Annotated in this window: 18 protein-coding genes; 4 read left to right on the top strand and 14 right to left on the bottom strand. The window is 63.0% G+C overall.

The window, feature by feature from the left end; all coding sequences use genetic code 11:
• Positions 1 to 42: 42 nt before the first annotated feature.
• Genes pdxA through lptF form a run of 5 tightly spaced genes read right to left on the bottom strand, consistent with a single transcriptional unit; the run spans position 43 to position 6,650 of the window.
• Positions 43 to 1,032 carry a 4-hydroxythreonine-4-phosphate dehydrogenase PdxA gene (pdxA, locus tag EP237_RS06570; RefSeq protein ID WP_127559327.1) on the bottom strand — a complete coding sequence of 330 codons (990 nt, stop codon included), beginning with the start codon at positions 1,030 to 1,032 and terminating at the stop codon, positions 43 to 45.
• Entirely contained in the window at positions 1,029 to 2,273 is a 1,245-nt protein-coding gene (locus tag EP237_RS06565; protein WP_164744639.1) for a peptidylprolyl isomerase, read from the bottom strand. The genes pdxA and EP237_RS06565 overlap by 4 nt, the downstream gene beginning before the upstream one ends.
• A gap of 29 nt (positions 2,274 to 2,302) precedes the next feature.
• Positions 2,303 to 4,432, bottom strand: coding sequence for an LPS-assembly protein LptD (locus EP237_RS06560; protein WP_240661544.1), 2,130 nt, complete (start codon positions 4,430 to 4,432; stop codon positions 2,303 to 2,305).
• Complete coding sequence (gene lptG / locus EP237_RS06555; protein WP_127559321.1) at positions 4,429 to 5,523, bottom strand: LPS export ABC transporter permease LptG; 1,095 nt, start codon at positions 5,521 to 5,523, stop codon at positions 4,429 to 4,431. Before lptG ends, EP237_RS06560 begins: the two co-directional genes overlap by 4 nt.
• Positions 5,520 to 6,650, bottom strand: a complete 1,131-nt coding sequence (gene lptF, locus EP237_RS06550; protein WP_240661542.1) for an LPS export ABC transporter permease LptF — start codon at positions 6,648 to 6,650, stop codon at positions 5,520 to 5,522. Before lptF ends, lptG begins: the two co-directional genes overlap by 4 nt.
• 138 nt (positions 6,651 to 6,788) lie before the next feature.
• Between lptF and EP237_RS06545 the strand changes: the two genes are divergently transcribed.
• Both EP237_RS06545 and EP237_RS06540 read left to right on the top strand, forming a co-directional pair.
• Complete coding sequence (locus EP237_RS06545) at positions 6,789 to 8,258, top strand: leucyl aminopeptidase (RefSeq protein WP_127559319.1); 1,470 nt, start codon at positions 6,789 to 6,791, stop codon at positions 8,256 to 8,258.
• 6 nt (positions 8,259 to 8,264) lie between these two features.
• The gene (locus EP237_RS06540; RefSeq protein WP_127559317.1) at positions 8,265 to 8,741 is read left to right on the top strand and encodes a DNA polymerase III subunit chi; all 477 of its coding nucleotides are present in this window, start codon (positions 8,265 to 8,267) and stop codon (positions 8,739 to 8,741) included.
• A gap of 51 nt (positions 8,742 to 8,792) precedes the next feature.
• On the opposite strand, the gene EP237_RS06535 is transcribed toward EP237_RS06540, so the two are convergent.
• From EP237_RS06535 to EP237_RS06515, 5 genes are all read right to left on the bottom strand, one after another.
• Positions 8,793 to 9,743, bottom strand: coding sequence for a Hint domain-containing protein (locus tag EP237_RS06535; protein WP_127559315.1), 951 nt, complete (start codon positions 9,741 to 9,743; stop codon positions 8,793 to 8,795).
• Between the two features lie 238 nt (positions 9,744 to 9,981).
• A complete protein-coding gene (locus EP237_RS06530; protein WP_127559313.1) occupies positions 9,982 to 10,854 on the bottom strand; it encodes a Hint domain-containing protein in 873 nt (290 codons plus the stop codon).
• 173 nt (positions 10,855 to 11,027) lie between these two features.
• Positions 11,028 to 11,609, bottom strand: coding sequence for a retropepsin-like aspartic protease family protein (locus tag EP237_RS06525; RefSeq protein WP_127559311.1), 582 nt, complete (start codon positions 11,607 to 11,609; stop codon positions 11,028 to 11,030).
• A gap of 50 nt (positions 11,610 to 11,659) precedes the next feature.
• A complete protein-coding gene (locus EP237_RS06520) occupies positions 11,660 to 12,274 on the bottom strand; it encodes a MarC family protein (RefSeq protein ID WP_127559309.1) in 615 nt (204 codons plus the stop codon).
• The gene (locus EP237_RS06515; protein WP_127559307.1) at positions 12,271 to 14,118 is read right to left on the bottom strand and encodes an ABC-F family ATP-binding cassette domain-containing protein; all 1,848 of its coding nucleotides are present in this window, start codon (positions 14,116 to 14,118) and stop codon (positions 12,271 to 12,273) included. Before EP237_RS06515 ends, EP237_RS06520 begins: the two co-directional genes overlap by 4 nt.
• A gap of 108 nt (positions 14,119 to 14,226) precedes the next feature.
• On the opposite strand from EP237_RS06515, the gene ndk reads away from it, so the two are divergent.
• A complete protein-coding gene (gene ndk, locus EP237_RS06510; protein WP_127559305.1) occupies positions 14,227 to 14,649 on the top strand; it encodes a nucleoside-diphosphate kinase in 423 nt (140 codons plus the stop codon).
• Between the two features lie 160 nt (positions 14,650 to 14,809).
• Here the strand turns inward: ndk and EP237_RS06505 are convergent, their stop codons facing one another.
• Positions 14,810 to 15,139, bottom strand: a complete 330-nt coding sequence (locus EP237_RS06505; RefSeq protein ID WP_127559303.1) for a TfoX/Sxy family protein — start codon at positions 15,137 to 15,139, stop codon at positions 14,810 to 14,812.
• A gap of 1,187 nt (positions 15,140 to 16,326) precedes the next feature.
• Here EP237_RS06505 and EP237_RS06500 point away from each other — a divergent pair.
• Complete coding sequence (locus EP237_RS06500; protein WP_127559301.1) at positions 16,327 to 18,027, top strand: Hint domain-containing protein; 1,701 nt, start codon at positions 16,327 to 16,329, stop codon at positions 18,025 to 18,027.
• A gap of 96 nt (positions 18,028 to 18,123) precedes the next feature.
• Here EP237_RS06500 and EP237_RS06495 read toward each other — a convergent pair whose 3' ends face one another.
• From EP237_RS06495 to EP237_RS06485, 3 genes are all read right to left on the bottom strand, one after another.
• Positions 18,124 to 18,708: a nucleotidyltransferase family protein gene (locus tag EP237_RS06495; protein ID WP_127559299.1), complete on the bottom strand. Its 585-nt coding sequence runs from the start codon at positions 18,706 to 18,708 to the stop codon at positions 18,124 to 18,126.
• Complete coding sequence (locus EP237_RS06490) at positions 18,705 to 21,113, bottom strand: GcvT family protein (RefSeq protein ID WP_127559297.1); 2,409 nt, start codon at positions 21,111 to 21,113, stop codon at positions 18,705 to 18,707. The genes EP237_RS06495 and EP237_RS06490 overlap by 4 nt, the downstream gene beginning before the upstream one ends.
• Positions 21,114 to 21,305: 192 nt before the next feature.
• Entirely contained in the window at positions 21,306 to 22,616 is a 1,311-nt protein-coding gene (locus EP237_RS06485) for an HlyC/CorC family transporter (RefSeq protein ID WP_127559294.1), read from the bottom strand.
• Positions 22,617 to 22,663 lie beyond the last annotated feature (47 nt).

The raw sequence follows: 22,663 nt of genomic DNA, 5'->3' as shown, positions 1-22,663 counted from the left end.
GTCGCGCAGCGACGGGGGCAGAGCCCCCTCCGGATCTGGCCATCAGGCGCCTCCCGCCCGGGCAAGGGCCATGTCGCGGGCCATGTGCAGCGCGGCGATCATGCTGGCTGGATCGGCCAATCCTTTTCCGGCGATATCAAACGCCGTCCCGTGATCGGGCGAGGTGCGGATAAAGGGCAGGCCGAGCGAGACATTCACCCCGCCCGCGAAATCCAGCGTCTTGATCGGGATCAGCGCCTGATCGTGATACATGGCAATTGCGGCATCATAGCCCGCGCGCGCGCCTGCGTGGAACATGGTGTCGGCAGAGAGTGGCCCCGCAATCCGCATCCCTTCGGCCCGCAGCATGTCCAGGACCGGGGTGATCACCGCCATGTCCTCGACCCCCATTGTGCCGCCTTCGCCCGCATGGGGATTGAGCCCGGCCACCGCCAATCGCGGGGCCTCCAGCCCGAAATCGCGGATCAGCGCCGCATGGGTGATGCGGATCGTATCGGCCAGAAGCTCCGGCGTCAGCGCCCTCGGAACATCGGCCAGCGCGATGTGGATCGTGACCGGAACCACCCGCAATGCATCGCAGGCCAGCATCATCACCACGCGGTCCACCCCCGCCAGATGGGCCAGGAACTCCGTGTGGCCGGGAAAGGCGAAGCCCGCCCCGTCCTTTAGCGCCTTCTTGTGGATGGGTGCAGTACAGATCGCCGAAGCCGCACCGGCCCTGACAAGGTCAACGCCTTTCTCGATCACGTCGATCACAGCTTGCGCGTTGCGCGGATCGGGCTGGCCGGGTGCGGCGTCGGCGGCAAAATCATGGGCCAGAAGCGGCAGGCGCCCGGGTGGCACGTCCGAGGCCTCCACGGGGGCCGAAATCAGGTCAACGGCCCCATGGGCTTTGAAATGACGCGGATCCCCAATGGCGAAGAAGGGCAGATTCGCCCCAAGCGCGGCGCGCGCTTTGACGATGATTTCCGGGCCGATCCCGGAGGGCTCCCCACAGCTGACGGCCACGGGGGGCAGTGTCTGCGCGGTCATGGGTTTTCGTCGATGATCGCATCGGCGCGCAGCTCGGCCAGATAGCCCTGCGCATAGCTTTCCAGACGCTGCTGGAACAGGGCCTGCCGGACTTCGTCGCGTCCGCCTTCGGGCAGTTCCGTGGACCGGCCGCAGAGCATCAGGAACAGCAGTTGCGTACCATTCGCGCGGGTCAGCCCGGTCGAGATCTCGTTGGCATCCAGACGGGCAAGCTCCAGCGAGATATCACCGGGTACATCCTCGATCGGCAGGGAAACGAGTTCAAAGCCGCCCGGGCGCACACCATTCAGATCGTCACAGGTGTCGATGCTGTCGCGCAGATCCTGCGCCTCGGCCAAAGCCTCTGCGCTCTGGCCGCCGGGGATCAGCACCTCGGCATATTCGACCGCCGTCACCTCCGGCGATACGAACCCGGTCTCGTCCAGCCCGCGCAGCTGGAAAATCGCGATGGCAGGTCCAAGCGGCACCGGGTCGGTGACGTCGCCCACATTCATTGGCAGCAGGATCGCGCGCAGTTGCGGCGGGATCGCGGACAGGGGACGCCAGCCAAGCCCGCCACCCTGACGACCCGTTGCCGCGGCGGAATAGGCGCGGGCGGCTTCCGAGAAGGCCCCTATCGAGCCGTCGAGCTCCTGTGCCAGGCGGGCAATGTCAGCGCGGATCTGATCGGCGTTTTCCGGGGTGACCGGCACCACGAGCTCGGCGACATTGATCTGTGCGCCGCCATCGGATGCGGACAGGGTCAGCGCCCGGTCAATCTCTTCCTCGGTGACCTGTGCGCGGGGTCCAAAACGGGCGCGCACGATATTGCGCCAGGTGATCCCGGCCGCAACGAAATCGCGGAAGGTTTCGGGCGAAATCCCTTCGTTCTGCAAGGCACCCAGAAAGGCCTCGGTGTTCATGTTGGCGCGCCCTGCGAATTCGGCCATGCCCTCTTCAATATCGTCGATGCTGGCGAGCATGCCGAACCGCTCACCGACTTCGCGTTGCAGGCGTTCGTTGATCAGGGTTTCGCGTGCCTGTTCCTGCAAGTCGCCCGGGGCGTTCAGAACTTCGAGAAACAGCACGCGCTGCGTGATTTCGTAATGCGTGACGATCTGGTCATTCACGGTCACCGCCGCCGAAAACGGGCTTTGCGCCGTGGCCGGTGTCAACGGGACAAGTGACAGGGCAAGCGCTGCGGTCAGGGCTTTCAGGGGGCCTGCGATGCGGGGTCTGTCTGCTTGGGTCGTCAAGGTCATATGCGTCATTCTTTCGTCCGGCGTTCCGGTTATCTGTGGCAGCTTCGGTCATAGCTGCGTCCGTCGCGGGACGCGCCGAAACCGTTCAACGCCACAGTCAATCCGATATCGGTGGCTGAGGGCAACGTAGCCGAGGTCGTGAAGCGACGCGAGAGAGAAAACTCCACGTCCACGCACTCGGTTGCGTAGATCAGGCTCAATCCTGCCCTTGTGGGCTCGTTGGCCTCGAAATCATAGCGCCAGTCCACTGTTGCGGCCCAGGCATTGTCGAAATCATAGCTGGCGTCAAAGGCCCATTCCGCCATGTCCTGAGGGCGGCCCTCGGCGGGATCTGCTTCCAGCCAGGTGATCGAAGAGGCAAGATCGAACTGATCTTCCTCCCACATCAGGGCGAATTCATTCGAGCTTATGTTGAAGGACTCACTGAACAGGGCGCGGTTCATCAGGGTCAGCGAATTGCCGATCCCGAGGCTGGTGGACAGCATGAAATCGGATTGCGTCCCGTCCAGCCCCGACCCTTGGGTGAACTGCGCATGGTCGCGTTCGCGCAGGACCTGCCCGACAGTCACCCCAAGCGACCAGCCAAGCGGATCGTCACGGGTATAGGACAGCCCATAGGCCAGGCGCGGCCCCAGTTCCTGCCCGTCGGCACCCGGAAAGCGGTTGAGCGAAAACAGGTTGCCCTCGTCGAATTCCACCACGCGCCCGTCTTCATTGGGCAGGGCCGGCTGCGTGTCAGGGGCCCAGACATATTGCAGCACCGGTTCCAGCAGATGCGTCACCCCCGCCGAACTCGCCCGCGCCAGGGGCCAGCGCAGCTCGGCCGCAAGATAGGGTGTCGAGCGGGTGATGGTGTCGTCATAGGTGGAGTCCTGGCTGATATTGTAGACATCCCCCTGCCATTGCGCCTCGACCGCTGCCAGAATGCCGGCGGGCAAGATCCAGTCCCGCCGCCAATTGGCATCGAAGCTGAGCCGCGCCACATCGCGCCCGTCGATATCGGCATCCGACCGGCGGGCATGGCTGTGCGTGGACATGCCGACCGTGGCAATGCCTCCAAGCCAGGAAGGGCTGAAGCGTTCCGTCACCTCCGCATCGGTGGTCAGGGTCGGCAGGGTGAAATTGTTATCGCCCTCTCGAAGCGATCGGAACCGGTTGGCGGAAATGCCGATATACTCGTTGCGATCGGCCCGGCTGAGGGTAATGCCCGTGTTCAGGCTGTCTTCCTCGCTGTAGCCGTAGGTCAGCAGGTAATCCGGGTCCGAGACGGTTTCGTAAGTGAACTCCAGCCGGAAATCGCGCGGCAGGTCGAACCACCCCTCGGCAAAGACGTAGGATCGGGACGAGTCCACCGACAGGTCATCCCAGCTGACAGCCCCGTTCAATTCGACAAATCCATTTTCGAACGCCCGGCGAAAGCGTGCCTCAAGCGTCTGGCTGTCGCCTGCGGTGATATAGGGCGTGATGGTCAGGTCCGCATGGTCGCCCATTTCGATGAAATAGGGCAGGCGAATGCCGGTGCCCAACTGGTTCGACGCGCGAATGGTCGGGGTCAGAAAGCCGGTGGCGCGTTCCAGCGTCGGATCCGGCAGCCGCAGACGCGGGAACCATGCAATCGGCACACCGAGTGCTCGGAACTGCGCATCTTCGAAATAGAGCTGTTGTTCCTGCTGATCATGGATGATCCGACGCGCCCGGATCTGCCACAGCGGCACCGGGTTCGTGGCGCAGACCTCGCAGGACGACGCGACGGTCTGGTACATCTGCGTGTAGCGCCCGTCGACCCGGTTGATCTGGGTCGCGGCAATCTGCAACTGCCGGTCCAGAACCAGCCGGGCGGATTGCAGCACACCGTTTTGCAGATCGGCCGAAAGCTCGGCGAAATCGGCGAAGAGGATGCTGCGCCCGCTGTCTTCGGTCAGGGTGATCGGGCCTTCCACGCTCACGCGATCAGCGGTGCCATCATAGACAATCCGGCCCGCGCGCAGCCTGACTCCGTTGTAGAAAATCTCGACATTGCCGCTGGCGGTGACGGACGTGGTTGCGCCGGAAAAGCGGATGTCGTCGGCGATCAGCGTTGCGGGAATGACGCGCGTTTGCGCGGCCAGCGGGCTTGCCAGCAGGATCAGGGACAGAAGAAACGCGCCGATCCGCATCATCCGTCCTCCGTATGCAAGAGAATGCCTAGCGACAGCAGAATCGCCGCGATCGGTGGAGTCCATGCCGCGACGGCCACCGGCAACTGGCCGGTTTCCCCCAGAACCTGCGCGAAATTGCGCAGGAAGAACAGCCCGAATCCCACCAGCAATGCGAATAGCACCATCATCCCCGTTTTCCCAAAACGTGTATGCCTCATCGTGAAGCTCGCGCCAATCAGAACCATCGCGGCGAGAAGCAGCGGATTGGCCAATTCACTCATGAACCACATGCGATGTTGCAGGGCGGCGAAGCCCGCCGTGCGCAGTTGCGAGATGAATCGGGGCAGTTCGTAGATCGGAATCGTCGTGGGGCGGCCGAAACTGTCGCGGATCTGATCGCGGGTCAGGGTGGAGGGCAGGGTAAAGGTTTCGTGGCTGGTGGCCTCCGCCTCGGGGTTGGCCTGTCCTAGCGGCCAGAGCTTGGCATCGGTCAGCGTCCATGCCCCATCCGCCAGAACCGCGGAGTCCGCATCGATGCGGCTTTGCGCCAACCCGTCGGGGTCGAAGACGAAGAAGCTGGTTTCGAAAAGCGACGTGCCATCGGAATTGGCGCGTGCTGCACGGATCACGGTCTGGCCGAACTGGCTGCCCTGGCGCAGCCACAGCCCTTCGCCAGAGACGGACAGGGTCCGGTTTTCGCCGCTCTGGTAGCGCGACATGGAGATTTCGAACTGCCGCTCCGTTGCGGCCACAAGCGGGTTGATGACCAGCAGTCCGAGGATGCCGATCACAAGCGACATCATCACCGGCGACAGGGCCGAATGCAGGGCAGACCGGCCCGAGGCCCGTATGACCACAAGCTCGGACGTGCGCGCCAGGGACAGGAACAGAACGAGCGTTGCCAGAATGACGAACAGCGGCAGCATCCGGTAGAGCGTTCCGGGCAGGTTCAGCAGCGCCAGATTGAACGCCGCGCCGAGACCAGCATTGCTTTCCCCCATGGCGCGCAGCTGTTCGGCAAGGTCGATCGGCAGCAGAATGGCGACGAAGACCGCAAGCACGATCAGGAAAGAGCGCAGGAACCTTCGGGCGATATAAAGATGCAGGATCACGCCGCGGCCTCCTGTCGGCGCGGGTGTCGGTGGCCTCGCAGGGCCAGCGCGATCATCAGCGCGGCGATGGCTCCGGCTGCTGCCGGTTGCAGATAGGCCAGCCATGCCATGCCGTCCTGCCGCATCCCGACGCTTTCGGCCACGTTCCAGATCATCTGGAGGGGAATGATCAACGCGATGGCCAACAGGATCTGCGGCCAGATGCCAAAGCGCGAGAACGCCCCGAGCATCAGGGTTGCTGCCGCGATCACCGGCACGAACAGTGCGAAGAAGGGGCGGGCAAGCCGGTCGTGACCCGAAAAGCGGAATTCGGCAAGCGTCGAGCCCTGAGCCTCTGCAAAGGCACGCGGCGCAAACAGCAGGACCGGGGTGGACAGCTCCCGGATATGCAGCGTGCGAGTCTCCGGCGTTTCGATCAGCCCGGCAATGTCATAAGTGAAATCGTCGAATTCAACGATGGACAGGCGCTGCCCCTCGGCCTGCACGGTCTGCGCCACCCCTTCGAACATCACCAACCGGGGGCCGGCCTCTGATGAGACCAGCAGCGCGCGCCGGGCGGTATAGGTGGTTTCCACATCGGGTGTGGATCTGTCTTGCAGAAATACGTCGCGAAACTCGCCCAATTCGGTGATCTCGCGGATATAGACGGTCAGCCCATCTGTGGGGTGGATGAACTCGCCTTCACGCAGAAGCCTGCCGGTCATGTCCTGAGAGACCTCCACCGACCGGTTCATGAGCTGGCCACGGGCGGCGGGCACAAGGTAATGCGCCAGAATCGCCAGAAGCAGCGCGGCCACGACACCGAACACCCAGACCGGGCGCAGAAGCCGAAGCGCAGAGCATCCCGCGGTCTGCATCACCACAAGTTCGCTTTCCGAAATCATCCGGTTGGTGACATAGATCGCCGCCACAAAGGCCGAGACCGGTAGCACGAGAAAGATGATCTGCGGCAGGGAAAGGGCGGAAAACTCTAGGAAAACCCGTAAGGATTGCCCGTCGCCGATCAGCCTGTCGAACAGGCCCACGGCCCTGTTGACCCAATAGACGGAGACCAGCACAAGGCTGAAAAAGCTGAACAGCGCCAGAAGCTGTGACAGGATATACCGGTCATAGCGTCCCAAGTTCATCGCCCCCCGAAATCAATCTCTTAATAACCCCAGTAACCAAGGTCTTAATCCAATCGCAGCCACAAGGACAGGCATATCTGGTCAAGCCTGCCCACTAGTTCTAGTGTTGCAACAACATCCAATTCCAGAGGTTCCCACATGACCACGCCGATTGCCATTTCCTTCTCCGAAACCGACCTCGATGCGCTGGCAGGCGCCGAAGGCAAGCTGGCGGTGATCGTCACCCCCGATGGCAAGCTCGACCAGTCTGCGCGCCGGGTGAACCGGCTGACCAAGGGCGCGTTGGTGCGTCTGGCCGAGTCGGACGCCTGGGACAAGGCCAGGACGGGCGATTGCGTGTCTCTGGGCTTCCCGACCGGTCTGGCCGCCGAGGCGCTGCTTGTTGTCAAACTCCCCCGCCGGGTCAGTGTCGAAGAGGCGCGTCGCGCCGGGGCCGAACTGGCCAAGGCCAAGGGCAAGGCAGCACTGACCGTGGCCGCCGGGGCGTTCCACCGGGCCGCTGACATGTCCTTCGGGCTGGCGATGCGGGCCTATGAATTCACCGATCACAAGACCGGCGACACTCCCGTTGGCGAAGGGGCCGTGTTCCTTGTCAGCAAGCCCGAGGACGTGTCCGCCGAAGCCACGCCCATGACCGCCGTGGCCGAGGGCGTCTTTTTCACCCGCGATCTGGTGAGCGAGCCTTCCAACGTGCTGACCACCGAAGAGTTCGCCGCGCGTCTCGCCGCAATGGCCGATCTGGGGCTGGAGGTGGAGATCCTCGACGAGGCGGAGCTGGAAACACTCGGCATGCGGGCACTGCTGGCCGTGGGGCAGGGGTCCGAAAGCCCGTCGAAGGTCGTGGTCATGCAGTGGAGGGGCGGCGGTGACGAGGCCCCGCTGGCGCTGATCGGCAAGGGCGTTGTCTTCGACACCGGTGGCATCAGCCTGAAACCGGCCGGCGGCATGGAAGACATGACCATGGATATGGGCGGCGCGGGCGTCGTCTCGGGTGTCATGCGTGCGTTGGCCCTGCGCAAGGCCAGGGCCAATGTGGTGGGCGTCGTGGGGCTGGTGGAAAACATGCCCGACGGGCGTGCGCAGCGACCCGGCGACGTGGTGCGCTCGATGAAGGGCGACACGATCGAGGTGATCAATACCGATGCCGAAGGGCGGCTCGTCCTGTGCGATATCATGTGGTACGCGCAGGACCGCTTCCAACCTGCCGGCATGGTCGATCTGGCGACCCTGACCGGCGCGATCATCATCGGGTTGGGGCATGAAAACGCGGGCGTATTTTCCAATGATGACGGGTTCTGCAACAGCTTCCTCAAGGCAGCTGGCGCGGAAGGAGAGGGCGCGTGGCGGATGCCGCTCGGCGCCGCCTATGACAAGATGCTGAAATCCCATGTGGCGGATATGAAGAATGTGGGCGGCCGTCCCGCGGGCTCGATCACCGCGGCACAGTTCCTGCAACGCTTCGTCAAGGACGAGACTCCCTGGATTCACCTGGACATCGCAGGGGTGGCCAGCGTCAAGGCGGATACGGCCCTTGCCCCCAAGGGCGCGACCGGTTGGGGCGTCATGGCGCTCGACCGGATGATCCGCGACGGCTACGAGGCGGAGTAACCCCTTATGGGCGCGGCCTATTTCTACCACCTGACCCGGTCCAGCGCCGAGGCGACCGTGCAGACGCTTGCGGCCAAGTCGCTGCAAGTGGGCTGGCGGGTGGTGGTTCGGGGCCGCTCCGATGCATTTCTCGACCGGCTGGACGAGGTGCTATGGCTGCGCCCGGAAGAGGGGTTTCTGCCCCATGGCCGGGCGGGCGGGCCGCATGATGCCGATCAGCCAGTGCTGCTGAGCACCGCTGCGGATATCCCAAACGGTGCGGCCTGCCTGATGAGCGTGGAGGGGGCCGAGATCAGTCCCGAAGAGGTGCAGAGCCTCGACCGGGTCTGCATCCTCTTCGATGGGGGCAACGGCGACGCGGTCGCCCATGCCCGCATCCAGTGGAAGACCCTGACAGGAGCAGGCTGTGCCGCGCAATACTGGTCGGAAGAGGGCGGCAAGTGGGAAAAGAAGGCCGAGAACGGGGGTATTTCGGCGGATTGAAAGGGAAAGCCCCCGCGCGGGAAGCGAGGGCCTTCGGAATGTCAGACTGTGTCAGGCAACCCGGCTGTGCGTCAGAGCCGCCCTGATATGCGCTGGCACCTGGCGTGCACTCATCGCGCGGGGATAAGGCAGTTCTTCCATCTCGGGCACGTCGCCATAGAGCGCTTCGAATTCGGTGAAATTGTCAAAGACACGGCGCGAGACATTGTCGATGAAGGTTTCGGCGGGGGCACCGTTGGCGAGGATGATTTCATGTTCCTCGGTTTCGATGTGATAGACGGTGTAACGCTCGCCCATTTCGGAGAGCGGCACCCGCGTGATCGTGGTTCCATTCACGAGCGCCCCTGCGTGGCAAATGACGCCCGAAACCAGCATCCCGTGGTCGGCGGTCACCGTCAGATCGGTGTGCGGCAGACCTTCACCCAAAGACCCCGCCGCAAATCGCACTGGCATCAGGCGTTCCGCGGGGCCAAAGCGGGTGGAGACCGTCTGGCGGCCGATCCACTTGACCTCCGCCTCGCCACCGTCGGCGATCAGAACCATATCCCCGGCCTTCAGGCATTCCACCGCAATTTGTCCCTTCGGTGACTGAATTTGAGTGCCCGTGAGGAAGCAGATCGGCGTGACGGTCGAGGCGATATCGTCCGATGAGTCACCGGCAGTATAATTGCCATCAAAGTCCACCGCCGGCGGGAAATCCGCATGGGCGACCCCAGCTTCTGATGATCCCAGCAACTGGCCAAACTCATCCTCGAACACAAGGAATTCCCGCCCATTATAGGTGACGGTTCCAACATAAGTCGCGTCCAACGCGGAATAATCGGGATCGAGCGTTTCACCAGGTGAGAGGTTATTGTCGACCGCGGCACCTTCAGTGTAGCTGGCAGGCGTATATCCGGGATTGCTGCCTGACAGCGCCTGCCTGGACCAGAACTGATCGCCGGTAGCAGTCACGGTACTTACACTGTAGTAGCACCATGAATTGATCGTATAGGTTCCCATCTGTCTCTCTCCGTATGGCTTTCGGGTCGGGCCAGCAAAATCTGGGCCTGTCCCGAGTGTTGCGGAGCGCTTGTATCATTGATCCGGCCAGATGCCGCGCGCGCCATGTTCGTCGAATGAGAAAACCAGCCGCTCATCACGTGCCCTGTTGCTGGTCTGCCCGTCACCTTTTGTCATTCTGTCGAAGGGGCTCGTCCAATGGCCCCGGGCTGTGACGTCTGCCAACCCTGCCGTGCAATCAGACCGCAATCAAGCGCGAAAGCTGCTTGCGTAAGCGTTCAGGCACCTGGCGTGCGGACATGGCGCGGGGATAGGGCAGTTCTTCCATTTCGGGCACCTCGCCGTAGAGCGCTTCGAACTCCGCATAATTGTCGAAGACCCGGCGGGAGACGTTGTCGATGAAGGTTTCGGCAGGGGCGCCATTGGCGAGGATGATTTCATGCGCCTCGGTTTCGACGTGGTATACAGTATAACGCTCGCCCATTTCGGATAGGGGAACGCGCGTGATCGTGGTGCCATTCACCAAGGCTCCGGCGTGGCAGATGACGTCCTCCACCAGCATGCCGTGATCGGCGGTGACGGTTAGATCGGTACGGGGCAGACCATCGCCCAAGGAACCCGCCGCAAAGCGCACTGGCATCAGCCTGTCTGCGGGGCCGAACATCGGGAACACGGTCTGCCGACCGATCCACTTGACCGGCACTGATGCGCCTTCTGCGGTCAGGACAAGATCGCCGATCGCCAGAGTCTCCACCGCGACCTCGCCGTTGGGCGTTGCAATGCCGGTGCCTGCCGCGAAACAGAAGGCGAAGTTCGCCGCCGTGAAGGTCGAGGTGATCGAGCTGTCGAGCGTCAATGGCCAGGTTACGGTCGATGGGCCAGGATTGTAAATTTGTTGAGCACCCGCCGGAAAGCTGCCGTTGTTGGTAAAGACGGGCATTGTTATTCCGTCGATCACCAATGTTCCTGCATAAAGCCAGCCGTTACCGTCATTGTCCAAGCTGTCGAATTCGTCGTCATTGTCCAGATCGGTGACTGTCCCTGCTCCACCGGTTAGCGGAGAGCCGAGGTTGAGGTAGTTTACGTATTGAATGTAGGCGAAATTGCTCATGCTTGCCTCCTTACAGCCTGCTCAGCGCGGGTGCGCAACCCGCAAGGTTGATCAAAATGGCAGAACGGGAGGCGATAATCGCCTGCGTGTCGATCCAATGGTGACAGTCATGCCTCACCGATCGGGAGATTTCCAGAAAAACCTGACCGGAAGGTGCCAGAAACGAAAACTCTCTAGCGCGCCAGCACCATGCGCCCGTCCTCGATCGAGATCCGGTCGAAGAGGTTGAGGTAGCTCATGCCGAGCAGGCTTTCCTGCATGGGCGAGCCATTGACCACGGCGGGGACGCGGCGGTCGGAGATCGGGCCGAGTTCCACCAGATCGAGCCGCACCGGTGCGGTCTGGACCATGCCATTGGCGGTCATGGCGCGGCTTGTATAGCGCAGGGTGGCGGTGTCCAGACCGGCGCGGGCGGCATCCTGCGGGGTCAGCACCATATCGGTTGCCCCGGTATCCACGACAAAGCGGATGGGTGCGCCGTTGATCTCCAGCGTCAGGTAGTAATGACCGTCGAAACTGCGCGGCACCGTGACTTCACCCGTTCCGGTCACGACCGATTGCTGGGGCAGCACACCGTTGCGCAGTTCGGGCCAGACGCCCACGGCAATGAATCCGCCCAGGATCAGAGCCCCCCAGACCACCGCATAGCGCGCAACCTTGCCGATCTGGTGGCGATTGGCCGAGATGATCGACCCCGTCAGCGCGATGGCCAGCAGGCTGAGATAGATGATCGAGGCGATATCGGTGTCTTTCATCGGGCCGGTCTGAACGTTGATCCTGAGCCCAATATAGGGCAGGGGGCCGCCTAATACACCTGAAGATCGCGAATCCCGTCAATCACGAACTGGACAGAGAGCGCGGCGAGCAGCATGCCAAGCAGCCGCGTGACCACGTTGATGCCCACGGGCCCCAGCATCCTTTCCATCGGCCCGGCCAGAAGAAACAGCAGGAACACGACGAGTATCACCGCCAGCATCACCCCATGCACCATGGCGATGCCCTGCACCGACCCCGCCGATCCGGTCAGCAGGATCATCGTGGCAATGGCGCCCGGACCGGCAATCAACGGCATGGCCAGCGGAAAGACGGAAGGATCTTCCGCATGGGGCGCATCGGCCTGCCCCTGACGGCGCTGCGTGCGGCGTTCGAAAAGCATGTCGAGTGCGGTCAGGAACAGAAGGATGCCACCCGCGATGCGGAAGGCGGACAGTGAGATGCCCAGAAAGCCCAGAACCGCCTCTCCCGCCAGGCCGAACACGGTCAGAAGCCCCACGGCAACGACACAGGATCGGATGGCAATGGCACGACGCGCCCGGGTGCTCATGCCGCGGGTGATGGCGATGAACATCGGTGACAGGCCGATCGGGTCAATGACCACGAACAGCGCCACGAAGACGGTGATTGCCTCGGCCATGGTCATTGCGCTTCGGCCTCCTCCAGCTTTTCCAATGCCTTGAGCCACATCGCCTCGGCCCGGTCGAGACCGTTCATGACTTCGGCGTATTTCTTCTGCCAGACCTCGATTTCACCGGTCTTCCCCGATTCATACAGCTCCGGGTCCGCCAGTTTCGTGGCCAGCTTGTCGCGCATGGCGTTCAGCTTTTCCACCCGTTCCTCGCATTTGCGCACCTCGCCGCGCAGTTCGAGGATCTGGTCGCGGCTGGCGCGTTTGGGCCTGGGCTTTTCCGGCTTCGGTTTCGACGTCGCCGCCTCGCCCGCCAACAGCATCTTGCGATAGGTCGCCAGATCATCCTCATAGGGCGTCACGGTGCCATCCTTGACCAGCCACAGGCGATCGGCGGTCATTTCCAGCAGATGCATGTCGTGGCTGACAAGAATGACTGCGCCGCTATAGGCGGTCAGCGCCTCGACAAGCGCCTCACGGCTTTCGATATCGAGGTGGTTGGTGGGTTCGTCGAGGATCAGCATATGCGGTGCATCGAGCGTGGCGAGCAAGAGCGACAGCCGCGCCTTTTGTCCCCCCGACAGCTTGCCGACCACGGTTTCCGCCTGATCGGCCCCCAGCCCGAAGCCCGCCAGCCGCGCCCGCAGCTTCGCCGGGGCCTCCTCGGGCCGCATCCTGCGCAGATGTTGCAGGGGTGTTTCGTCGATATGCAGCTCATCCACCTGATGCTGCGCGAAATAGCCTACCCGCAGCTTGGAGGATTTGGTGATCCGCCCCTCCAGCACCGGCAGCTTGTCGGCCAGCAGCTTCGACAGGGTCGATTTGCCCTCGCCATTGCGGCCAAGCAGCGCGATGCGGTCATCCTGGTCTATGCGCAGGTTCAGCCGCTTCAGGACCGGCACACCGCCATAGCCCACGGCGGCCCCGTCCATCTGCACGATGGGCGGCGACAGCTGTTCGGGTTCGGGGAAGCTGAACTTGCGGAATGCACGTTCGGCCGGGGCGGTGATCGGCTGCATCTTTTCCAGCATCTTCAGGCGCGATTGCGCTTGCCGGGCCTTGGTGGCCTTGGCGCGGAACCGGTCGACGAAGCTTTGCAGATGGGCGCGGCGCGCCTCCTGCTTTTTCGATTCCGCCTGCGCCACGGCGATCCGGGCCGCGCGAGTCTGCGCGAAGGTGTCATAGCCGCCCTGATAGAGCGTCAGCTGCCGTTCCTCCAGATGCAGGATATGGCCCACGGCACGGTTGAGCAGCCCCCGGTCATGGCTGATCACCAGGACCGTATGGGGATATTTCGCCAGGTAGCTTTCCAGCCACAGCGCGCCTTCGAGGTCGAGATAGTTGGTTGGTTCATCGAGCAGCAACAGGTCTGGCGCCGAGAAGAGCACCGCCGCCAGCGCCACCCGCATCCGCCAGCCGCCCGAGAAGGCGGAACAGGGCATCAGCTGTTCCTCGGGCGTGAAGCCGAGACCGCGCAGGATGGTCGCGGCGCGTGCCTCGGCGGACCAGGCGTCAATATCGGCAAGCCGGGTCTGGATGTCCGCGATGCGGGTCGGATCCTGTGTCTGCTCGGCCATCAGCGACGCGCGCTCGGTATCGGCGGCCAGCACCGTGTCGATCAGCGAGGTCTCGGAAGACGGAACTTCCTGCGCGACGCCGCCGATGCGGGATCGGGGGGGCAGGGTGATTTCACCCGTATCGAGCGTCAGCTCGCCGCGGATCAGCCGAAAGAGCGTGGTCTTGCCACTGCCATTGCGCCCCACGATGCCCACCTTGTGGCCCTCGGGGATGGTGGCGGTTGCGTGCTCCAGCAAGGGGCGGCCAGCGATCGAGTAGGAGATGTCTGAAATTCTTAGCATGGGCGCGGGTGTGACCCGGTCGCGCGGCACTGTCAATTGGCGGGTTTTCTTTACAGGCGCTGCGTGCTAGCAGCCGCGCCAAACCAACCCATTTTCCGGAGAGTCCCCATGGCGGTTCAACGCACCTTCTCGATCATCAAGCCCGATGCCACCAAGCGCAACCTGACTGGCGCGATCAATGCCAAGATCGAAGCAGCCGGCCTGCGCATCATCGCCCAGAAGCGCATCCACCTGACCCCCGCGCAGGCCGGTGTCTTCTATGCCGTGCACAAAGAACGTCCCTTCTATGGTGAGCTGTGCGAATTCATGGCGTCCGAGCCGGTGGTCGTGCAGGTTCTGGAAGGCGAAAACGCCATTGCCGCCTACCGCGAAGTGATGGGCGCCACCGATCCGGCAGAAGCCGCCGACGGCACCATCCGCAAGGACTTCGCCCTGTCCAAAGGCGAAAACTCGGTCCACGGCTCCGACGCGCCGGAAACCGCAGCCGAAGAGATTGCCTATTTCTTCTCCGGTCTCGAACTGGTCGGCTAAGGTCAAACCTGACCAAACGTGATTTGCGGGCCGCTCTGATTTGGGCGGCCCGTTTTCTGTCGAGGCCCTGAAAAATCTTCTGGAAGATTTTTCCGCATCCCAAATTTCTTCCGGAAGAAATTTCAGCCCGGAAGAATTTTGCATCAAAATTCTTCTTGGCTCAGCGTCGCGCACCCACGCCCAGCTCGTTCATCAGCTTTTCGAACTCTGACCGGTCAGGATCGAAGGAGTCGGCCTTGATCTGAACGAAGCGCCTGCGCAGCGCTGCCTTCTCATCCCCCTGACAATCGTTCCAGGGGCGCCCCTGCAACCCCATATGCAGCACGTAATACGCGATGAAATGCGGCCGGCTGCCGGCACGCAGCATCGCCGCATAAGCCGCATCGGGGCCCGCCCGGCGCAGGGTCTCGGCATCCGGGATCCCGGCGCGTTGCAGGTCTTCGGCCATGGCCGGACCGATGTTGCGGATGTCTGTCAGCGGGGTAGGCATGGGCGCAGCTCCGGTCAGGGGTCCGCCCAGATCCTATCAGATGCTGGCCCAGTCCCGGAAGGTGGCGGGCGTCTCATCCTCGCTGCTGCCCTTGCGGGGGGCTGGTTGGGGGGTCGGTGCCTGTTTCGGTGTGGGGTGCGGTTGTGGCATCGAGGTGCTCCGCTTGTTTGTTGCTGCCTGCGATCAAGGATGCCAGCGAAATGCGGCGGATTTGGGGCGTATTTTGCAAGGCCGGGCAAGGCCCGTGTGGCAAGATTGAGGCGGCGCGGGAATCGCAGGTCAGTTCTCCTAATCGAACATTCAGGAGAGCCATCGGCCTTGAAAGGGTTGAAAGATTCGATGCTGAGAAAGTGATTCGCATTCGATTGGTTCCGCGATGGAACCAAAGCTGGGATTTGACGGTGGATTGGAAATGTGTCAGGCAAAGCGCAAAGCTGCCCAAATTCTGCCATGGTTAACAGTGCGTTTCCAACTCTCGGCCAATTGGCTGTTTATAAATCAGAAACAATAAATGGCACTGAGCATCGAATGCCATGGTCGATCATTCCCACCGGCCTTGCACGGCTCTAGATAAAATCAGAGAACATCAAGCATCTGGGCGGCTGTCGCACAGATAGATCGAGATCAATCGCTGTTTCCGCTCTGGTGACAATGGGGCGAGCAGGCGAGGCCAAGTTAACCACGATATTGCCCTATTCCGATCAAAGCCGACGCTCTCTTGCCATGTTTCAAACAATTTTCGCTTTCTTGGATCGGCCCGCTCGGGCTATGACTGGGTCAGCCCAACTGGGGGGCGATGTCTGAAGGCCACGGGGGCGGCCGCACGATACCAGCCGGTTCAAACGGATCGGCAGGTGGCATGTGAGCCGCAACGTTTTGCGGAATTATATGAGGGAACTGCCCTGCCAGGCAGACCCCTGCCGCGCGCCTTATGGCCGTCGGCCCATCTGCTTCGGTTCCGGTCTTCGTGCGCCCGCCCACACATTCTTCATACATCGCAATCCGGTTGGAACGTGTTCGACACCGATCGTCAGGGGATGTGCGATGTTCTTGGTTTCCTTGGTCTTTAACCTGACCGTCCATGCACTGAAGCAGCAGTCTTCGTCTTTCGTTGTCATTGAAAATTCAGTGGTTCGCCGCGAAGCCGCGCAAGTTGCGCGTTCGGGCAGGGCGTAAAGGAGACGACAATGGCTGGTGAAATAGTGAATCCGAATAGTGTAGACGGCGTCGTCGACGGCACCCCAGGGGATGACAACATCAACCTTGCCTACACAGGCGATCCCGAAGGCGACATGATTGATGCCGGTGACGCCATTCTGGACGGGGCCGCGCCCGATGACGATGTGGTGCTCGCCGGTGAAGGCAATGACACCGTCCATGCCGGTGTCGGGGACGACATCATCTGGGGCAATGATGGCGACGACTATCTCGACGGCGAAAGTGGCGATGACACCATCAAGGGCGAAGGCGGCAACGATACGCTGATCGGTGGCGACGGCAACGATCATCTGATCGGTGGCGATGGCAATGCGTCCGTCGATGGTGGCGATGGCGACGACCTGATCGACACCCGCCTGGACGGCAACCTGCCGCTGCCCGATCGCGGCTATCCCGGCCTTTTCCCCAGTGACTACGACCCCAATGACGCGCGCGACACCATCGACGGCGGCGCGGGCAATGACACGATCTTTGCGGGCGACGATGCCGACAGCATCACTGGCGGCACCGGCAATGACCAGATCGACGGCGGCTTCGATGACGACACCATCGACGCGGGCGAGGGCGATGACCTGATCGTCGGTGGCGAAGGATCGGACACAATCCTTGGCGATGCTGGCGATGACACCATCTATGGCGGCCTCGGCGCCGGTTTCCCGGATGAGCTGAACATCACCGATGACGGCTCGGACGGTAATCCGATCGGTCCCGACGCGGTGACCGATAATGGCCGCGACTATATCGAGGCCGGTGACGGCAACGACGTGGTTTACGGCCAGGACGATGACGACACGATCTATGGCGGTGCCGGCAACGACACGCTGGATGGCGGCATCGACGAAGACGAGATTTACGGCGGCGCCGACCGCGACGTGATCCTTGGCGGCAATGTCGGCGACTACGTGGACGGTGGGGGCACCGGCGACGATTACGATACGCTCGACCTGACAGGCTCTGGCCCGTTGCGTGTCGTACTCGACGCCGACAACCCTGAAAACGGTACGGTGACCTTCTATGACGGCAATGGCTATTCCCCGTCGAACGTCACCGGCACCATGCGCTTCGAGGAGATTGAAAACGTCGTGCCCTGCTTTACCCCCGGATCCCGCATTGCAACCCCCCGTGGCGAGGTGGCCGTCGAGGCGCTTCAACCCGGTGACAAGATCATCACCCGTGACAACGGCATTCAGGAAATCCGCTGGATCGGATCGCGGACGCTGAACCACGGCGAGTTGCGCCGCGCGCCCAATCTGCGCCCGGTGCTGATCAAGGCCGGCGCGCTCGGCAACGGTCTGCCGGAGCGTGACATGCTGGTCAGCCCGCAGCACCGGATGCTGGTCGGCAATGACCGCACGCAGCTCTATTTCGAGGAAAGCGAAGTGCTGGTCGCGGCCAAGCATCTGATCGACCACAAGGGCATCCGCTACATGGACACGATCCGCACCACCTATATCCACTTCATGTTCGACCGGCACGAGGTGGTTCTGGCGGACGGTGCCTGGACCGAAAGCTTCCAGCCCGGCGACCAGACGCTTGGTGGCATGGACGCGGAGCAGCGGGACGAGATCTACACGCTCTTCCCCGAGCTGCAGAAGCCCGCCGGGATCGACAGCTATGCTGCGGCCCGTAAGGTTCTGAAAGGCCATGAGGCGCGTCTGATCACTCGTTAACGACAACAGGAATGCAGCAGGGATACGGGGGGAGAGGGGGCAGATCCTCTCCCCGGACCCGGACTGGGGCGGCGCGAGGGCTCGTGCCGCCCCTTTTTATTGGGAATGTGCCGCGCGCCAGGCGGCCCAGTCTTCGGGCGTGTCCAGATCGGTCAGCGCGCGCTTGCCTTGCAGGGGCACCAGATGCACCCGCGCCGCATGCTGTTTCAGCAGCCCGCGCGCGCCCTTGTCGCCCTTGATCTTCTGAAGCTCTGGCAGCAGGCTGGCCGGAAACAGAACCGGGTTTCCGGGCGTTCCGTCCGCGTCTGCGGCGCGCAGAATGGCATTGGGGGCCTGAGCGGACAACGCCAGCAGCAAATGCAGGTCATGGGCGGTGACCTCGGGCATGTCGGCCAGCATCACGAGCACCGGGCAGGACAGCCCCGCAACCCCGGCCGCCAACGACTGCGACTGGTCGCAGCCCGCGGGAAGGGTGACGATATCGCAGTCGATCCCGGCGAGCGCCTTTACCCGCGCGGAGTTCCCTTCGGGCAGGGTCACGCGCAGTCGCCCGGCCTTGGCCGCGCGCCGTGCCATGACGGTCAGGAGCGTTTCGCCCCCCACCTCCTCCAACAGCTTGTCGGCCCCCCGCATGCGCGAGGATGCCCCGGCTGCCAGCAGCAGGATCACCGCATCGCTCATCCGCGCATCCGCGCGCCATCGGCATCGAAGAGCATCTCCGTCACCAGCCGCGCCTTGTGCATCTTGCCGAGGATCTCGATCTCGACCTCCAGCCCCTCAACGGCCCGCTCGGTCGGGACGAAGCCGAAGGCCACCGATTTGCCCGCGTAATGCGAATAGCCGCCCGAGGTGCAGAACCCCTGCACGCTGCCATCGAGCCAGATCGGTTCATAGGCGACCACATCTGCATCATCGGCCTCGACGATGAAGGAACAGAGCTTGCGGGCAGGACCTTCCGCACGCTCCTTCTCGGCGGCCTCCTTGCCGATGAAATCCTTGTCCCATTTGATGAACCGGTCCATCCCGGTTTCGCCGGGCATGTAATCGGGCGAAAACTCCCGCATCCAGGAGCCGAAGAACCGGTCGAGCCTCAGGCTCATCATCGCCCGCATCCCGAAGGGTTTGAGGCCGAACTCCTGCCCCGCCTCCCACAGCAGCTGCCACAGGGCGCGCTGTTCCATGGCGTCGACGTAGATTTCATAACCCAGATCGCCGGTGTAGCTCACGCGCTGCACGGTGGCCTCCATCATCCCGATGGAGAGCCGTTTGACATCGAGAAAGCGGAAGGCGGCGTTCGACACATCCGCCCGCGTGACCTTGGCCAGCAGGTCGCGCGCCCGCGGCCCCGCGATCTGGAAGCCGGTCGACCGGTCCGAGATATTCTCGACCCGCACATCGCCATCAAACTGCCCCTCGAACCAGCGCATGTGGAAGTCCTGCGCACCGTAGCTTGCCGTCAGGCGGAACTCGGTCTCCGACAGGCAGGCCACGGTGAAATCGCCAATGAGCCGCCCGGAAGGTGCCAGCATCGGCGTCAGGCTGATCCGACCCGGCGCCGGGATGCGCCCCGCCATGACCCGGTCGAGCCAGGTGCGCGCATCCGCCCCCGTCACGCGATACTTGCCGAAATTCTGCACCTCGTTGATGCCCACGCCCTCGCGCACGGCCCGCACCTCGCGCGCGGTGGCCTCAAACGCGTTCGAGCGTCGGAAAGAGGGCGTCTCGTAGCGCGGCTCATCGCCTTCGGCGAAATAGTTGGGCACCTCCAGCCCGTATTGCTGCCCCCAGACCGCGCCCATGCCGTCGAAGATGTCGTATATGGGCGTCGTGCGGAACGGCCGCGCGGCGGGCAGTTCCTCGTTCGGATAGCTTACGGAAAACCGGTTCTGGTAGTTCTCGATGACCTTGGGCAGGGTGTAGCCCGGCGTGATCCAGCGGCCGAAGCGGGCCACGTCCATGGCGAAGACATCGCGTTCCGGCTCGCCCTCGACCATCCATTGCGCCAGAGTCAGGCCGACCCCGCCACCTTGGGAAAAGCCCGCCATCACCCCGCAGGCCGACCAGTAGTTGCGCCGGCCCGGCACCGGGCCCACCAGCGGGTTGCCATCGGGGGCAAAGGTGAAGGGCCCGTGAATGACGGTCTTCACGCCCGCGCGTTCCAGGATCGGGTAGCGGCGATAGGCGAAGGCGATGGAGTCCTCGATCTTGTCGTAATCATCGGGCAGCAGCTCGTGCCCGAACTCCCAGGGCGTGCCGCCCACGGCCCAGGGCTTGCAGGGCTGTTCATAGAACCCGATACACAGCCCCCGGCCTTCCTGCCGCAGGTAGCTTTCGCCGCCAGGGTCCATCACATGCGGATGCTCCACCTCGCGTTCATAGATCTCGGGCAGATCATCCGTCACCAGATACTGATGCTCCATCGGGTGAAGCGGCAGGTAGACCCCCGCCATCGCCCCCACTTCCCGTGCCCAGAGCCCGCCCGCATTGACCACATGCTCCGCATGGATCGTACCCTTGTCGGTCACCACGTCCCAGGTCCCATCGGCGCGCTGATTGGTCTCGCGCACCATGCAGTGCGTTTCGATCGTGGCGCCCCCCATGCGCGCGGCCTTGGCATAGGCATGGGTCGTGCCTGAGGGGTCGAGATGCCCGTCGAGCGGATCGTAGAGTCCGCCCAAAACGCCCTCGACATTGGTGATCGGCGCAATCGCCTTGATCTCATCGGGGCCGAGGATCTCCGTTTCCAGCCCCATGAAGCGGTGCTTGGCGCGTTCGGCCTTCAGCATGTCGAAGCGTTCGGGCGTGTCGGCCAGCGTCACGCCGCCCACGTGATGCAGCCCGCAGGACATACCGGTCAGCGCCTCCAGCTCGCGATAAAGCCGGATCGTGTAGCCCTGCAGAGCGGCCATGTTGGTGTCGCCGTTGAGCGTATGAAACCCGCCCGCCGCGTGCCAGGTGGACCCTGATGTCAGCTCCGAGCGTTCCACCAGCATCACATCCGACCAGCCGAGCTTGGTCAGGTGATAGAGCACCGAACAGCCCACAACCCCGCCCCCGATCACGCAAACCCGTGTGCTCGTCTTCATCGCCGTCTCTCCCTGCAATTCTGGTGGAAGTCAGCCTTTTGCTGCCACCGCCCGCAAGTCCAAAAGCGACATGCCCCTTCATCTTGGTGAAAATACCTCGGGGGGTCGCCATTGGATGCGCCATTGGTGCAAGCCCAATGACGACGGGGCAGCGCCCCCCGGGCGGTCGACGCGCGGGACGCGCGGCGATCCCTAAAGCAGCTTGCGCACCCGAAGCTGCGTCAGCCGGTTCTGCTGGCGTTCGGCCACCTCAAAACGGAAGCCGTGAAACGAGAATACCTGTCCCTCCTCGGGGATCATCTGCGCCTCGTGGATGACCAGCCCCGCCACCGTATTGGCCTCCTCGTCGGGCAGGTTCCAGTCGGTCGCCCGGTTCAGGTCGCGGATCGTCATGCCACCCTCGATCAGGTAGCTGCCATCCGGGCCGGGCGTCAGGTTGACCTCTTCTTCCACGTCAAACTCGTCGGTAATCTCGCCGACAATCTCTTCCAGAATATCCTCCAGCGTGATCAGCCCCTGCAAAGCGCCATATTCATCGACGACAAGCGCGAAATGGGTGTGGCGCCGCAGGAACTGGCGCATCTGGTCATCCAGCGTGGTGGTTTCCGGCACGAAATAGGGTTTCATCGCCACGTCGGTGACGGAAAACGCCGCAAGGCCCGCCTGGGAGGCATCCGGCCCCCGCACCAGCCGGTCCATGGCCCGCAGCACGTCCTTTGCGTGGACCAGACCGATGATGTTTTCGGGCTCGCCGCGATAGACGGGCAGGCGGGTATAGGGGGAATGCAGAAGCTGGCTGAGGATGGTTTCCCCATCTGCGTCGGCGTCGATCATCTCGATATTGGAACGATGTAGCATGATTTCCTCGACCGTGCGGTCTCCCAGATCGAGCGCACCAAGCAGCCGGTCGCGATGTTCCTTTTCCACCACGCCCTCGGAATGGCCAAGCGTGATGGCACCGGCGATTTCCTCGTGGGCGGACAGCACCTTGCTGTCGGGGTCGGCCTGCACGCCGAACATCCGAAGCATCGCGCGCACCAGCACCTGAACCGTGGCCACCACGGGCGAGAAGACGAGGATCACAACCTTGATGACCGGGCTGACCGCCGAGGCGGCCTTCTCTGCATTGGTAATGGCATAGGTCTTGGGCAACACCTCGGCGAAGATCAGCACCAGCAGGGTCATGACCAGCGTGGCCAGCGCCACGCCGCTTTCCCCAAAGGCCCGGGTGAAGAGAGAGGTGGCCAGCGACGCAGCCAGGATGTTGACCAGGTTGTTGCCAAGCAGGACCGAGCCGATCAGCCGTTCGCTGTCTTCGGTCAGGTGCAGCGCGCGTTCCGCCGCCTTTGATCCGCGATCGGCCTGCGAGCGCAGCTTGCCACGGGACGCCGCCGTCAGAGCGGTTTCCGAGCCGGAGAAGAAGGCGGATAGCAGAAGAAGAGCGAGGATGGCGCCTGCCGTCAGATAGAAGGATGCGTCAAGAGTGGGCTCAAGCTCGGGCATGATGTCTCCGGTTCAGGGTGTCTGTGGCAGGTTATGGGCATGGTGGC

The organism is Nioella ostreopsis, assembly GCF_004000255.1.
GTDB lineage: Bacteria > Pseudomonadota > Alphaproteobacteria > Rhodobacterales > Rhodobacteraceae > Nioella > Nioella ostreopsis.
This window is presented reverse-complemented; position numbering and strand designations above follow the sequence as displayed.